Here is a 14,052-nt window from a genome sequence, read left to right on the forward strand (position 1 = left end):
CCCGGGGCCGCCGCTACGGCAGCGGTCCGCATAGCCTCCGCGCCCCGCGAAGCCGCCTTCTTCTCGGCTTATAATCCAGGCATTACGCAACTTCGCGCAGATTCCTGTGCCACGCCGGGTCGGCGTGGCCTTTCATTTTCAGCCCACACCGCCATGCTCGACATCCAACTGCTCCGCTCCAACCTCGATCTCGTCAAGGCCCGTCTGGCCACCCGCGGCAAGACCGTGGACCTGTCCGAATTCGCCGCCCTGGAAGCCGAGCGCAAGTCGCTCCAGGCCCGCACCCAGGAATTGCAGGCGGCGCGCAACAGCCTGTCCAAGCAGATCGGCATGTTGAAGGGCAAGGGCGAGGACGCCTCTGCGGTGATGGCCGAGGTGGGCAAGATGGCCGACGAGCTGAAGGCGTCCGAGGCCCGCCTCAACGAACTGCTGCCCAAGCTCGAAGCCATCGTCGCCGCCCTGCCCAACCTGCCCGCCGAGTCGGTGCCCGAGGGCAAGGACGAGGCCGCCAACGTGGAGATCAAGCGCTGGGGCACCCCGCGCAGCTTCGATTTCGAGGTGAAGGACCACGTGGCCGTGGGCGAGGCCCTGGGCGGCCTGGACTTCGAGCGGGCGGTGAAGATCACCGGCAGCCGCTTCACCCTGATGACGGGCGGCGTCGCCCGCCTGCACCGGGCCCTCGCCCAGTTCATGCTCGACACCCACACCCGGGACCACGGCTACACCGAGGTCTATGCCCCCTACTTGGTGAACGGCGACAGCCTGTACGGCACCGGCCAGCTGCCCAAGTTCGAGGAAGACCTGTTCAAGATCCCGTCCGCCAGCGGCTCCGACGGCCAGGCCGAGGGCGCCGGCCGGGATTACTACCTGATCCCCACCGCCGAGGTGCCCCTGACCAACACGGTGCGCGACGAGATCGTCGCCACCGACGCCCTGCCCATCAAGCTGGTCAGCCACACCCCCTGCTTCCGCTCCGAGGCCGGTTCCTACGGCCGGGACACCCGGGGCATGATCCGCCAGCACCAGTTCGACAAGGTGGAGCTGGTGCACATCGTGACCCCGGAAACGTCCGAGCAGGCCCACGAGGAACTGACCCGCCACGCCGAGACCATCCTGGAAAAGCTGGAACTGCCCTACCGCCGCATCGTGCTGTGCACCGGCGACATGGGCTTTTCCGCCGCCAAGACCTACGACCTGGAAGTGTGGCTGCCGGCCCAGGGCACCTACCGGGAGATTTCCTCCTGCTCCAACTGCGAGGCCTTCCAGGCCCGGCGCATGAAGGCCCGCTTCCGCAACGCCCAGGGCAAGCCGGAACTGCTGCACACCCTGAACGGCTCCGGCCTGGCGGTGGGCCGCACCCTGGTGGCGATCCTGGAGAACTACCAGCAGGCCGACGGCTCGGTGACCGTGCCCAAGGCCCTGGTGCCCTACATGGGCGGCGTCGAAGTGCTGACCCCGGCTGCCGCCTAAGTCTGAGTTGGTGGCGCCGCGGCGCCTGCATCGGCGATGCGGGTGTCCGCCGCCTCCCCCGAAAAACCCGCCGCGAGGCGGGTTTTTTGTGGCCTGCGACTTGGTGGCAGCGGGGTAGGGCAGGGGGCTTGGGAGGCGGGAGGCTGGCGTTGCTTGTGGGACGTGGTGCGGACCAGGGGCGGAGCCGGAATCGGGCCGGTTGTCGCGCCGCCGTTCCCCGGGCCGAAATGGCGACGTCTCGGGACGATGATTGGAGGTGACGACTGGAGGCGACGTCTGGGCCCGTGCCTAGCGTTGCAGCACCCAGGCGGTCCAGCGGGCCACCGGGCCTTCCACCACCCGGGCCACGCCGCTGGGCAGGTCCAGGGGCTTGAGCAGCATGCGGGCGGCCATGGTCACCGGGTATTGCTGCTTCATCTGCCGCACCAGCCGGGCGCGCAGGGCGTGGAGGCGGGCCGGGTCGGCGCTGCCGTTGCGCACCGCGAAAACGTGGCGCAGGGCGCATTCCGCATCGTCCTGGCGGGCTTCCACCAGGCGCCGCCGCAGGGCGCCCAGCACCGCCAGGCGGCCGGTCGGCTGGCGAGCGCTGAATTTGCGGAAGTAACGGTAAAAGTGCTTGTAGTGGCCGATCTCCTCGGCCCGGATGCGGGCGGCGATGCCCGCCAGTACCGGCTCGTCGGTCTGGGCGGCGAGGGCCTGGTAGTAGGTGGAGGTGCCGGTTTCTACCACGCAGCGGGCCACCATCTCCAGGCCGTGGGTGGGTTCGAATTCCTCCACCGTGCAGTGTTGCGAATAGTCGGCGTAAAAGGCGGCGTAGGCCCGGGGCCAGTCGAAGTCGGGCCACACGTGGTTCACATAGGCGCGCAGGGCGCGGCCGTGGCGCACCTCTTCGACCTGCCAGTGGGCTTCCAGCCAGCCGCGCACCTCCGCATCGTCGGCGAAAGTCTGGACCAGGTTGGCGGTGTACAGCTCGGCGGCGATCTCGATGAACGAGGCGGCGGCCACCAGGTAGAACAAATCCTCCCGGTCCCGCACCCGGGCCAGGTCCACGTCCTGCAAGGGGATGTTGTCCAGGGTCCAGCCGTCCCCGTCCGTTCTGTGCGCCTGCATGGCCCGCTCTCCTGCCGCCGTTCCTTCATTTCACGATAGATTCGTTTCGGTCCGGCGGCCAGGGTGGGGCGGGCGTGCCCCGGGGGGGCAGGCCCGGCCGGTCTTGCCGCCCCGGCCGCCCTTCTTGGGCGGGGCCAGGGGGACGTAGGCGGGGGCGTGGCGTTGCAGGATGTCGTAGAACATGCGCACGTTTTCCACCAGGATCACCGCCTCGCCGCCCCGGGCGCGGCCGGACTTGAGGCGGCTGTAGTACTGGGGCCGGGAGAGCAGGGGCAGCACCTTCTTCATCTCGAACCACTGGTCCGGGTCGGCCCCGGTGGAGGGGGCGATGGCCCGGGCGCCGTTCATGTGGCCCAGGCCCAGGTTGTAGGCGGCCAGGGCCATCCAGGTGCGGTCCGGCTCCTTCACTTCGGGGGGCAACTGGTCGCGCAGGTCGGCCAGGTAGCGGCTGCCGGCGCGGATGCTCTCGCTGGCGTCGAGGCGGTTCTTCACCCCCAGATGGTCGGCGGTGTCCTCGGTGAGCATCATCATGCCGCGCACCCCGGTGGGGCTGGTGGCGAGGGGGTTCCACTTCGATTCCTGGTAGGCCAGGGCCGCCAGCAGGCGCCAGTCGATACCGGTGATGATCTGGCCGCGCTTAAATTCCTGCTCGTAGTCCGGCAGCAGGCTGTGGACCGCTTCCAGGTAGCTGATCACGTCGTTGCGGTCCAGCCGGCGGATGTGGCCGAAGTAGCGGTCGATCAGCCGGGCCAGGGTGCCGTCGCGCAGGCTCTCGTCGAGAAAGGCGTTGGCCCGGGCCAGCAGGTCCGGGTCGCCGTCGGCGGGGAACAGCCAGGAGACGGGCTTTTCGCCCCCCACCTCCAGGGTGGTCTGCAAGGTGGGGTAGAAGTTGCTCGCCACCTCCATCACCCGGGAGTCGGTCAGGGCGTACTCGATGCGCTGGTCGGACACCGCCTCCACCAGGTCGAATTCGTCCCAGGACTTGTGTTCGATGATGGTGGGGGGCGGCTCGACGCCGGTGAGGGCCTTGAGCCGGTCGGCGTGCTTGGAGCCTTCGACCACGTGGATGGTCTTGCCCGCTAGGTCGGACAGCTCGGCGAGGGGCAGGGAGGCGTCGTTCTGCACGATCACCTGCCGGTTCTTGCCGTAGGGCGTGGCCTGGACGAAGGAATCGGCATCCAGGTCGGGCAGGGGCAGCCAGCCGGCGCCGAAATGGGCCTCGCCGCTCTTGAGCTTTTCGTAGAGCTCCTGGTCGCTCTGGGCGATGACCAGGCGCAGGGGCTTGCCGATGCTGGCGGCGAACTGCTCCACCAGGTCGGATTCGAAGCCCCGGCTGCCGATCCGTTCCGCCTGCTGATCCCGCTCGTGGGTGGTCAGCCGGTCCCGGATCACCACCACCAGCGCGTCGCTTTCCGTGAGCCGTGGCGGCGCGTGGTCGCCACAGGACACCACCCCTGCCGCCAGGGCAGCCGCGAGCAGCGCACGCGCAAGGCGGGCGAGGCGCGACAGCCAGGTGGGGCGGACGGCGGGGCAGACCCCGAGGGGCATACCCCCAGTCCGGTAGAGGTGGCTCGGCATGGAGCGGCGTCTCCTCCGGGAGGGAAGTACGGGGGGCAGGGAAGGCGCCATGATACCAGCCCCGTTTTTTTCACCCGCCGGACCCCCGCCGGGGGATGCGCGCCGGGGGCGCTTAGGCTATACTGCGCAGCCTTCCGGTACGCCGCAGCGCGGCCGGGAACACTGCCCCCGGGGTCCCCCGGGTTCGGCAGCGCGGAGAGGTACCGAAGTGGTCATAACGGCGCCGACTCGAAATCGGATGGTCAGGGAAACCTGGCACAAGGGTTCGAATCCCTTCCTCTCCGCCACTCCCTGCTTCCCATTCCCCTGTTTTTCTTCTTCCCGGCTTTTTCAGCCCGGGCTGCTGCGCGCATTCGCGACGCCAGTGTCACTGCCTTTTCTTGCGGCGCGATGACCGCCGCTTTCCCGCGTGCGTCCCGCCTCACGGGCCCCCGGGGCGGAGGCGGGAGGGGGCTCAGTCCTGGCCCAGCCCCGCCGCCAGGGTGGCGGCGATGCGCGAGGCGTAGTCGCGGCGGTAAAGCACGATCACCACTATCACCGTCGAGAACAGGAACAGCCAAGGGCTGACCACCCAGGTGAGGGCCGTCAGGCCGAAGTAATAGGCGCGGATGCCCCGGTTGAATTCGTCGCCGGCCAGGGAATTGACCTCCGCCAGGCGGCGGGCGTCCTGTTCGCGCTTGGTCGGGTCGCCGGAGCCGGAAGGGGAGGGGGCGGCGCCGAGCAGGATCGACAGCAGGTTGAACTGGCGCAGGGACCAGGTGAACTTGAAGTAGGCCACCACGAACACGCCGAAGAGCAGCAGCAGCTTGAATTCGAGCAGGTCCCGGGAGGTGTGGGCGGCGAAGGGCAGGTCGGCGGTGAAGGTGATCAGCTTGTCCAGGGTGCCGAGCACGGCGAACAGGCCGGCGATGATGTAGATGGTGGTGTTGGCGTAGAACGAGACGCTGGTCTGCAGGTTGCCGATCAGGCTGGCGTCCATGATGCGCACTTCGCGGGTGAGCAGCTGGCGCGCCCAGAGCAGGCGGTACTGGTGGCCCAGGCCGACCAGCCCTTCCCGGGCGCGGCGGCCGTATTCGGAATAGAAGGTGTAGCCGAACCAGGCGGTGACGAAGGCGAGCAGGGCGAGCCAGTCGGGCCAGCCGATCTCGGCAAGCAGGCTTTTGAGCATGGCCCCTCCAGGGCGGAAACGGCCGGCGATTCTGCCACATTTCGCCGGCGGGCCGGGGCGGGAGGCCGAGGGTTCAGGCGGCCAACTGGGGATGACCGGGGACGGGGCCACCGCTCAGAAGCGGGTCGGCGTGCAGGCGGCTGCGGGCCGAGACGTGGCGGGCGAGAAAATCCATCTGGTCGGCCAGGATGTGGCGGTTGCACAGGATCAGGAATTCGGCCCGATTGGGCACGTAGGGGGCGTAGAGCAGCTGCATGCGGGCCTGTTCCGGGGTCCGCCCGCCCTTCTTCTGGTTGCAGGGGCGGCAGGCGGTGACCACGTTCATCCACACGTCGCGGCCCCCCTGGGACACGGGGGTGATGTGATCCCGGGTGAGGCGGAAGGCCGAGCCCTGGTGGCCGCAGTAGGCGCAGATGTGGCGGTCGCGGCGGAATAACTCCCGGTTGTTCAACGGGGGCACCTGGGAAAAGTCCAGGTGGCCCCGGGCCTGGCCGCGCACGGCGATGATACTGTTGGCGGTGATGTGGGAGCGTTCCCCGGTGCGCCGGCAGATGCCGCCGTGAAAGGTGAAGTCGTTATCGCCGGCCACCCAGGCCACCAGGTTGCGGGCATAGTAGAAGCAGGCGGTCTGCCAGTGCAGCCAGCGCTGGGGCACGCCGTTCTGGTCGAGGGCCAGTATCAGGGGGAGGCTGCCCGCCGGGTCGCTGTCGGCGGGAGGGGCGGGGAGGAAGGGGTCCATGATGGCAGTCGTCGCGGTTTGGAATGCGGTGCCTGGCCGGTCGAAAAGGCCGGGTGGCCCATGTTGACGTTTGTTAGACCGATAAACGGCCCCGCCGTTTCCAAAAATCCCATTGGCAAGCGTCTGGCCCTGGCCTTGAGCGCTTCCCTGATCCTCCACGCCTGGGTACTGCTGGCCCCGGCGCAACTGCCGACGGCAACTGCCACCGCGCCCCTCCAGGCCCGCCTGGAGCGCACAGGGGCGGCGTCCGGCGGCGACGGGAAGGCGGCGGAAGCACCCATGCCGGCGGCCATGCCCGAAAAGCCGCGCCATGCGCAACCGGTGCCGCCGGCCCATGCTTCTTCTACGCCGCCAAGCCCCAGGCGGGATGCGCTCCCCGTTCCCACGCCGCTGGCGCAAGCGGTCGCGCCAGCCGTTGCATCGGCACCATCTGCGCTGGCCGCTGCCGTGCCCAAGTCCGGTGAATCGGTAGGCCGGGCGGACGAGGCGGCGGGGCATCCCTCCGCTGTCGGTGGCCCGACGGCAAGGGGGGAGCCGAATCCTGGTGGAAATTCCGGTGGAACTTCTGCTGCGAATGCCGCTGTAAATGCCGCGCTAAATGCCGGCGGGGGAGGCGGCGAGGCGCCGCCGCCGGATGCGCTGCGAGCCTACACCATCGCCCTTGGGGGGTCGGCCAGCCGCCTGCGCCGCTATCCGCCCCTGGCCCGGGAGCGGGGCTGGGAGGGGCGGGTGGAGGTGGCGGTCACCCTGCTGCCGGGCCTGGCCGTGCCCCGGGTCGGCCTGCGTCGGGGTTGCGGCCACGAACTGCTCGACGAGCAGGCCCTGGAGATCGTGCGCGGGGCGGTGGCGGCGGTGCCGCTGCCCGAGGCCCTGCGCGGGCGCAGCGCCTCGGTGCGGCTGCCGATCGAGTTTTCCCTGGCCGGGGAGTGAGCGGGGCGGCCTTGCCATTCGGCCGCGCCGTGCCGGGCCGGGCGTGGTGCCCGGTTGTCCGGCGCTATGCAATCCGGTATGCGGTTAAAGGAATTCCGGCGGCGGGGGCGGCAGGTCGCAGGAGTGCAGGCCGAAGGCGCCGCGCTTGCGGTCGGCCAGGTAGGCTTCGAGGCAGAAGCGCACGCTGCGGAAGGCCAGTTCGGCCCAGGGAATCTCGTCCTCGGCGAACAGGGCCGTCTCCAGGCTTTCCTCGCCGGGGGCGAAGCGGCCATCGCGCAGGTGGCCCCGGTAGAAGAGGTGCACCTGGTGGATGTGGGGCACGTTTACCAGGGCGAACAGGGACAGGTCGGCGCCCTGCGCTTCGGTGGCGGCCGCCGCCGCGCCGGGAGCGCCCACCACCACGGCACAGGCTTCCTCCCAGGTTTCCCGGGCGGCGGCCTGGGCGGTGGTTTCGCCGTTCTCCATGAAGCCGGCGGGCAGGGTCCATTTGCCGTGGCGCGGTTCGATGGCGCGGCGGCAGAGCAGAATGCGCCCTTCCCATTCGGCCACGCAGCCGGCCACGATCTTGGGATTCTGGTAGTGGATGGCGCCGCAGTTGTCGCAGACGTGGCGGGGCAGCCGGTCGCCCTCGGGAATGCGCAGGGAAACGGGGGCGCCGCAGTGGGAACAGAAATTCATGGCGGAAAGGCGGGGGAGTGGAATGCCCGGCGCCGGGGCCGGGGTTCCAGTGTAGCGGAGTTCGCTGCCGCTTTGCCGGCGGTCCGGGGGGCGGATTCAGCGGATTTCGTCACGTTTTTGCCACATTGGCGCGGCCATTCTTGCCGCCGCCGTGAAATATATGATGGCCGGTTTTGCCGCCCGCCCCGGGCTCCAGATAGAATGTTGCCATTCATTGCAGCCCGTCCGTGGCCGCCCGCTCGAACTTCACTCCGGCACCCACCGAGATCGGGGCCGCGTCAGGGGATTCCATGTTTTTGATCATCGGCTATGTTGTCGTCCTTGGCTCCGTGCTGGGCGGGTTCATGCTCGCCGGCGGTCACCTGGGCGCACTGGTCCAACCCACCGAGCTGATCATCATTGCCGGCGCCGCCGGCGGCGCCTTCTTCGTCGCCAACCCGCCCAAGTCGATCAAGGCGGTGTTCAAGGCCCTGCCGTCCGCCTTCAAGGGCTCCCGCTACACCAAGGCCCTGTACATGGACCTGCTGGCGCTGCTGTTCGAACTGCTCGCCAAGGTGCGCAAGGAAGGCCTGATGTCCATCGAGGCCGACGTGGAGAACCCGGAGCAGAGCCCGATCTTCACCAAGTACCCGAGCATCAGCGGCGACCACCATGCGGTGGAGTTCCTGACCGACTACCTGCGCATGATGGTGGGGGGCAACCTGAACGCCTTCGAGATCGAAAACCTGATGGACAACGAGATCGAAACCCACCACCACGAGGCCGAGGTGCCCGTGGCCGCCATCAACCGCCTGGCCGACGGCATGCCGGCCTTCGGTATCGTGGCCTGCGTGATGGGCGTGGTGCACACCATGGAGTCGGTGGGCATCCCCCCCGCCGAGCTGGGCAAGCTGATCGCCGCGGCGCTGGTGGGTACCTTCCTCGGTATTCTGCTGGCCTACGGCTTCATCGGCCCGGTGGCCAGCCTGCTCGAACAGAAGGCCAGCGAAGAGACCAAGATGTACCAGTGCATGAAGGTGGTGCTGCTGGCCTCCATGTCGGGCTATGCCCCTCAGGTGGCGATCGAGTTTGGCCGCAAGGTGCTGTTCTCCAGCGAACGTCCGACCTTCCGCGAGCTGGAAGACGAGATCAAGGCCCGCAAGGGCAAGTAAGGCGGGCCGAGGACTATCACGGTGAGCGACGACTCCCAGCGCCCGATTATCGTCAAGCGCATCAAGAAGGGTGGCCACGGCCACCACGGTGGTGCGTGGAAGATCGCCTATGCCGACTTCGTGACGGCGATGATGGCCTTCTTTCTTTTGATGTGGCTGCTCGGCTCCACCGCCAAGGGGGATTTCGAGGGCATTTCCGAATACTTCAAGACGCCTCTCAAGGTGGCCCTCTACGGCGGCGACAACGGCACCGGCGATTCGTCGTCGGTGGTCAAGGGCGGCGGCAAGGATCTGACCCGTTCCGCCGGCCAGGTGAAGAAGGGCGAGATCGAGGCCAAGAGCAAGTCCTTCACTACCAAGGAGGCCGCCCTGGAGTTCGAGCGCAAGGAAAGGGCCATCCTGGGTGAATTGAAGAACCGCATCGAGGAGGTGATCGACAAGACGCCGACCCTCAAGCAGTTCAAGAGCCAGTTGCTGCTCGACATCACCAGCGAGGGCCTGCGCATCCAGATCGTGGACGAGCAGAACCGGCCGATGTTCGACCTCTCCAGCGCGGACCTGAAACCCTACACCCGGGACCTGCTGCGCGAGATCGCCAAGATTCTGGAGCAGGTGCCGAACAAGGTGAGCATTTCCGGACACACCGACGCGGCCCAGTATTCCGGCGGCGCCCGGGGCTTTTCCAACTGGGAGCTATCGTCGATGCGCGCCAATGCCTGCCGTCGCGAACTGGTGAACGGCGGCATGAACGACAGCAAGGTGCTGCGGGTAGTGGGCATGTCGTCTACCGTCATGTTCGACAAGAACGATCCCCTCAACCCGGTGAACCGCCGTATCAGCATCGTTGTCCTGAACAAGAAGACCGAAGAAGCCTTCCTGCGCGAGGGCGATCCCGAGGCCGACGCGCCGGCCGTGCCGGCCGAAAGCCTGGTCGGCGGCGCCCAGGAAGGGCGCTGACTTTCGCGGCGGGGCGCCTCGGCGCCCCGGGAGCTTCGGCAGCAACCACGGCGTCCTGCCAGGTCAGGGGAGGGGCGCCTGTCATGAGGTATTGTCCCGGCCATGTCCGATAGCAAAAAGCCGCCGCCCGGCGGCATCCATCCCCCGGGGAGCCTCGCTCGCCCCCTGTCGTCCCCGTCGCCGACTCCGCTTCGGCCTTCTCCTACGGGCACCGTGCCACGCCCGGTGTCGGGCGGCGCCCCGGCGGCACCGGCACGTCCGGCCGCGCCCCCGGGGCGCTCTGGTCTGGCACCAACGGTTCCGGCGACGCCCGCCCGCCCGTTGAGCGGCGCAGCCGGTACGCTTTCCTCCCTTCTGCCGTCCCGGACCGAGGGAGCCTCGCCGGTGCGGGAGTTCGAATTCACCCCGGCGGATTTTGAGCGCATCCGCAAGCTCATCCACCAGTACGCCGGCATCTCCCTGTCGCCGATCAAGCAGGACATGGTCTATTCGCGCCTGGCGCGGCGCCTGCGCGCCACCGGCAAGCGCACCTTCGCCGATTACCTGGCGATCCTGGAGAGCGGCGACCGGGCGGAGTGGGAGCGTTTCGTCAATTCGCTCACCACCAACCTCACCTCGTTCTTCCGCGAGCCGCACCATTTCCCGATCCTGGCCGACCACCTGCGCAAGATCGGTACCGGCCGGCCGATCAAGATTTGGTGCAGCGCCGCTTCCACCGGTGAGGAGCCGTACTCCATCGCCATGACGGTGATGGAAACCTTCGGCACTGCCGACGTGCCGGTGTCGATCCTGGCCACCGACCTCGATACCAACGTGCTGGCCACGGCCCAGAAGGGGGTGTATCCGGCCGACCGGGTGGACAAGATGTCGCCCGAGCGCATCAAGCGCTTCTTCCTCAAGGGCACCGGCAGCCAGGAAGGGCAACTGTGCGTGCGTCCGGAGCTGCGCAAGCTGGTCAGCTTCCAGCGCATCAACCTGCTCGAGCCCAACTGGCCGGTGAAGGGCCCTCTGGATGCCCTGTTCTGCCGCAACGTGATGATCTATTTCGACAAGCCGACCCAGTACCAGATCCTGTCCCGCTTCGCCCCCCTGATGCATCCGGACGGCCTGCTCTTCGCCGGCCATTCTGAAAGCTTCCTGCACGCCGCCGACCTGTTCCGCTCCCTGGGCAAGACGGTCTACGAACTGGCGCGGCGTCCGGCGTGATGCCCATGGGGGGCCAGTTTCCCGCCCGTGCCGCGCCGGCTTCCGGGGCTGACCGGCCATGGTGATGACTCGCGTCCTGGTGGTCGACGATTCCCTGGTCATGCGGCGCCTGCTCTCTGACCTGATCGCCGCGCCAGATTTGGAGGTAGTGGGCAGCGCCGCCGATGCCCAGTCCGCCCAGGGGCGCATCAAGCTCCTGGCCCCTGACGTGGTGACCCTGGACGTGGCCATGCCCGGTACCGACGGCCTGGTCTTTCTCGAACGCCTGATGCGCCTCTCCCCGCTGCCGGTGGTGGTGGTCTCGTCCCTGGCCGGCGAGGGGTCGGATGTCCAACTGAAGGCTCTGGAGCTGGGGGCGGTGGACGTCATTGGCAAGCCCCACCAGGAAGGCGGAAGCTTTGCCGCCTACGCTGCCGAGTTGCAGGACAAGATCCGCGCCGCCAAGGGCGCCCGGCCGAAGCGTCCGGCCGGGGCGGGAGGGGCTGCGGTGGGGGCGTCCGCGCCGGCGCCGGTACGCCCCGTCCTCGGCGCGGGCAGCGGCAAGGTGCTGTTCGTCGGCGCCTCCACCGGCGGCACCGAAGCGATCAAGGCTTTTCTTTCCGGCATGCCGGCGGATTGCCCGCCGACCCTGGTGGTGCAGCACATGCCCGAAACCTTCACCGGCTCCTTCGCCCGCCGGCTGGACAGCCTGTGCGCCCCCCGGGTGGTGGAATCCCAGGGCGACGAGCGACTCGAACCCGGCATTGTCTTCATCGCCCCGGGGCACTCCCACCTGCTGGTCAAGCGCACCCCGGCCGGGCTGGTCACCGAACTGTCCAAGGCGCCGCCCATGAACCGGCACCGTCCTTCGGTAGACGTGCTGTTTTCTTCCGCCGCCGAGGTGGTGGGGCGCAACGCCGTCGGCGTGATCCTTACCGGCATGGGCAAGGACGGCGCCCAGGGGCTGCTCGCCATGCGCCGCGCCGGCGCCCACACCTATGGCCAGGACGAAGCGTCCTGCGTGGTCTATGGCATGCCCCGGGAAGCGGCGGTCCTGGGGGCGGTGGAGGAGGTTGCCAGCCTGGGCGAGCTGTCCCGGCGGGTGCTGGCCGGGCTACATCGTGTGTGATTTCGTGTGATTTGGCACGGTCGGCAGCGGCCTGACGCGATGCCGGACAGCATTCCCGGTTCCACCGAAGGCGCCGCCGCAAGTATCATGGAATAACCCATAAGCGTGGCCGCCCTGCCCGATGCCGGGCGGTCCGGATAAGCGATGATCGGCCGGCTTGCCGGCGCCGACTGGCGGAGGAGTGATTCGATGAAAATTGGGGCGAAGATTTCCCTGGCGCTCGTGTTCGCGGTTCTCCTGGCGCTTGGCGGAGGCTATGCACTGGGGCAGGCGGGCGCCGCCCAGGCGCTCTGGCTGGGGGCGGCGGCCGTGCTGGCGGTGCTGGCCTGGGGCGGCGGGGCCGTGCTGGCCCGGTCCCTGCTGGCGCCGGTGCGTGCCTTGCAACAGACCCTGGAAAAAACCTATGCCGATGGGGACTTGACCCGCCGTGCCCCCACCGACGGCCCTGCCGACCTGGCCGCCGCCGCCCAGGCCTACAACCGCTTGGTGGGCAGCATCCAGACCATCATCGGCAAGGTCTTCTTCAATTCCCGGGAAGTGGGGCGGGCGGCGCGCCAGCTGGTGGGCGAGGCCAACCAGGTGGCCGGCGGCTCGGCCCGTCAGCACGATGCCGCCCAGGCTTCCGCTGCCTCGATGAATGTGCTGTCGGAGCGCTTGGGCGAGGTCAGCGCCAAGGCCGGCGAAACGGCTGAGATCGCCGAGACCGCCACCGCCCTGTCGGCCGAAGGGGAGGGGATCGTGGCCGAGGCGGCCCAAGAGATGGGGCGGATCGCCGCCTCGGTGGACCAGTCGGCACAGGTGCTCCAGGCCCTGGGTGAGCGCTCCGAGGCCATTTCCGGCATCGTCCGCACCATCCGCGAGATCGCTGATCAGACCAACCTGCTGGCGCTCAATGCCGCCATCGAGGCTGCCCGGGCCGGCGAGGCGGGCCGCGGCTTCGCCGTGGTGGCCGACGAGGTGCGCAAGCTGGCCGAGCGCACGTCCCTGGCCACCGGCGAGATCACTGGGGTGATCGGCGCGATCCAGACCGAGACCCGTTCGGCCATCGGCAGCATCGGCGCGGGGTCGGCCCAGGCCGTGCAGGGCGCGGCCCTGGCCCGGCAGGCGGCGGAAGCCCTGGCCCGGATCAACGCCGGCGCCCGGGATACCCAGGACAAGGTGCGCGCCATTGCCGCCACCATCGACGACCAGAGCCGCAGCGGGCAGGAGATCGCCGCCCATGTCAGCGAGATCATGTCCATGGTCGAGGCCAACAGCGCCTCGTCCGACGCGGCGCTGCGCGAAGCCCGCCATCTGGAATACCTGTCCGCCAACCTGAACGAGATCGGCGACGTGTTCCGCCTGGGCGAGGCCGGCGACCGGGCCCTGTCCATCCATTCCGGCATGCCCGGTGTGGTGGAGCAGGCGGCGCGGGCCGTTTCCGAAGTCTTTTCCCAGGCCGTGGCCCGGGGCAAGGTCGGGGCGGACGATCTGTTCGACGGACAGTACCAGCCGATTTCCGGCACCAAGCCGCAAAAATTCTTGACCCGCTTCGACGCCTTCGCCGACGGCGTGCTGCCCGCCGTCCAGGAGCCCCTGCTCCAGCGGCACCCGGAAATCGTCTATGCCATCGCCTGCGACGCCCGGGGTTACGTACCGACCCATAACCAGCGTTTTTCCCAGCCGCTCACCGGGGACGAAAAGAAGGATTTCGTCGGCAACCGCACCAAGCGCATCTTCGACGACCCCGTGGGCAAGCGCTGCGGCGCCCATACCCAGCCTTTCCTGCTACAGACCTACAGGCGCGACACGGGGGAGATCATGCATGACATTTCGGCCCCGGTTTACGTCGATGGCCGGCACTGGGGAGGGTTCCGCATCGGCTACAGAACGGAAGGATGAGGCCGTTCATACAGAATGACAAAAATTACGTGTATGCTCCGATTGAGCGGCATTTCGTCCGAATCCGTTAAAATTC

General features: G+C 68.5%; 12 protein-coding genes and 1 tRNA gene. 8 read left to right on the top strand and 5 right to left on the bottom strand.

Features of this window, described 5'->3' with window-relative positions; all coding sequences use genetic code 11:
* Window positions 1-153 precede the first annotated feature (153 nt).
* Window positions 154-1,470 (top strand): serine--tRNA ligase, encoded by a 1,317-nt coding sequence (gene serS, locus LWW89_RS01265; protein WP_293259915.1) that lies wholly within the window; start codon window positions 154-156, stop codon window positions 1,468-1,470.
* Between the two features lie 288 nt (window positions 1,471-1,758).
* On the opposite strand, the gene LWW89_RS01270 is transcribed toward serS, so the two are convergent.
* Together LWW89_RS01270 and mltF are read right to left on the bottom strand one after the other, a co-directional pair.
* Window positions 1,759-2,580, bottom strand: coding sequence for a ferritin-like domain-containing protein (locus LWW89_RS01270; RefSeq protein WP_293259918.1), 822 nt, complete (start codon window positions 2,578-2,580; stop codon window positions 1,759-1,761).
* Window positions 2,581-2,610: 30 nt separating this feature from the next.
* Window positions 2,611-4,128, bottom strand: coding sequence for a membrane-bound lytic murein transglycosylase MltF (mltF, locus tag LWW89_RS01275; protein ID WP_293259921.1), 1,518 nt, complete (start codon window positions 4,126-4,128; stop codon window positions 2,611-2,613).
* A 224-nt stretch (window positions 4,129-4,352) separates the two neighbouring features.
* Between mltF and LWW89_RS01280 the strand changes: the two genes are divergently transcribed.
* Window positions 4,353-4,445, top strand: a tRNA-Ser gene (locus tag LWW89_RS01280).
* A 167-nt stretch (window positions 4,446-4,612) separates the two neighbouring features.
* Here the strand turns inward: LWW89_RS01280 and LWW89_RS01285 are convergent.
* Both LWW89_RS01285 and LWW89_RS01290 read right to left on the bottom strand, forming a co-directional pair.
* Complete coding sequence (locus tag LWW89_RS01285) at window positions 4,613-5,326, bottom strand: DUF599 domain-containing protein (RefSeq protein ID WP_293259924.1); 714 nt, start codon at window positions 5,324-5,326, stop codon at window positions 4,613-4,615.
* Between the two features lie 73 nt (window positions 5,327-5,399).
* Window positions 5,400-6,065 carry an HNH endonuclease gene (locus tag LWW89_RS01290; RefSeq protein WP_293259927.1) on the bottom strand — a complete coding sequence of 222 codons (666 nt, stop codon included), beginning with the start codon at window positions 6,063-6,065 and terminating at the stop codon, window positions 5,400-5,402.
* Between the two features lie 135 nt (window positions 6,066-6,200).
* Between LWW89_RS01290 and LWW89_RS01295 the strand changes: the two genes are divergently transcribed.
* Window positions 6,201-6,995: an energy transducer TonB gene (locus LWW89_RS01295; protein WP_293259930.1), complete on the top strand. Its 795-nt coding sequence runs from the start codon at window positions 6,201-6,203 to the stop codon at window positions 6,993-6,995.
* Between the two features lie 84 nt (window positions 6,996-7,079).
* On the opposite strand, the gene LWW89_RS01300 is transcribed toward LWW89_RS01295, so the two are convergent.
* Window positions 7,080-7,673, bottom strand: coding sequence for an NUDIX hydrolase (locus LWW89_RS01300; RefSeq protein ID WP_293259933.1), 594 nt, complete (start codon window positions 7,671-7,673; stop codon window positions 7,080-7,082).
* A 290-nt stretch (window positions 7,674-7,963) separates the two neighbouring features.
* Here LWW89_RS01300 and motA point away from each other — a divergent pair, with 290 nt between their 5' ends.
* The 5 genes from motA (at window position 7,964) to LWW89_RS01325 (ending at window position 13,976) form a co-directional block, all read left to right on the top strand.
* Complete coding sequence (gene motA / locus LWW89_RS01305) at window positions 7,964-8,824, top strand: flagellar motor stator protein MotA (protein ID WP_293259936.1); 861 nt, start codon at window positions 7,964-7,966, stop codon at window positions 8,822-8,824.
* Window positions 8,825-8,845: 21 nt separating this feature from the next.
* Window positions 8,846-9,781 carry a flagellar motor protein MotB gene (gene motB, locus LWW89_RS01310; protein ID WP_293259939.1) on the top strand — a complete coding sequence of 312 codons (936 nt, stop codon included), beginning with the start codon at window positions 8,846-8,848 and terminating at the stop codon, window positions 9,779-9,781.
* A 384-nt stretch (window positions 9,782-10,165) separates the two neighbouring features.
* Window positions 10,166-10,987, top strand: a complete 822-nt coding sequence (locus tag LWW89_RS01315; protein WP_334158374.1) for a CheR family methyltransferase — start codon at window positions 10,166-10,168, stop codon at window positions 10,985-10,987.
* 58 nt (window positions 10,988-11,045) lie between these two features.
* Window positions 11,046-12,095 (top strand): chemotaxis response regulator protein-glutamate methylesterase, encoded by a 1,050-nt coding sequence (locus LWW89_RS01320; protein ID WP_365780816.1) that lies wholly within the window; start codon window positions 11,046-11,048, stop codon window positions 12,093-12,095.
* Window positions 12,096-12,284: 189 nt separating this feature from the next.
* Complete coding sequence (locus LWW89_RS01325; RefSeq protein WP_293259942.1) at window positions 12,285-13,976, top strand: methyl-accepting chemotaxis protein; 1,692 nt, start codon at window positions 12,285-12,287, stop codon at window positions 13,974-13,976.
* Window positions 13,977-14,052 lie beyond the last annotated feature (76 nt).

Origin of the sequence: Oryzomicrobium sp., from assembly GCF_021287045.1 — a bacterium.
In the GTDB taxonomy this organism is placed as follows: domain Bacteria; phylum Pseudomonadota; class Gammaproteobacteria; order Burkholderiales; family Rhodocyclaceae; genus Oryzomicrobium.

Coding starts and splice junctions, on each gene's coding strand:
- LWW89_RS01285 (WP_293259924.1), bottom strand. CDS start 5,326: ATGCTCAAAAGCCTGCTTGCCGAGATCGGCTGGCCCGACTGGCTCGCC.
- serS (WP_293259915.1), top strand. CDS start 154: ATGCTCGACATCCAACTGCTCCGCTCCAACCTCGATCTCGTCAAGGCC.
- LWW89_RS01300 (WP_293259933.1), bottom strand. CDS start 7,673: ATGAATTTCTGTTCCCACTGCGGCGCCCCCGTTTCCCTGCGCATTCCC.
- LWW89_RS01270 (WP_293259918.1), bottom strand. CDS start 2,580: ATGCAGGCGCACAGAACGGACGGGGACGGCTGGACCCTGGACAACATC.
- motA (WP_293259936.1), top strand. CDS start 7,964: ATGTTTTTGATCATCGGCTATGTTGTCGTCCTTGGCTCCGTGCTGGGC.
- LWW89_RS01320 (WP_365780816.1), top strand. CDS start 11,046: ATGGTGATGACTCGCGTCCTGGTGGTCGACGATTCCCTGGTCATGCGG.
- LWW89_RS01325 (WP_293259942.1), top strand. CDS start 12,285: ATGAAAATTGGGGCGAAGATTTCCCTGGCGCTCGTGTTCGCGGTTCTC.
- mltF (WP_293259921.1), bottom strand. CDS start 4,128: ATGCCCCTCGGGGTCTGCCCCGCCGTCCGCCCCACCTGGCTGTCGCGC.
- LWW89_RS01290 (WP_293259927.1), bottom strand. CDS start 6,065: ATGGACCCCTTCCTCCCCGCCCCTCCCGCCGACAGCGACCCGGCGGGC.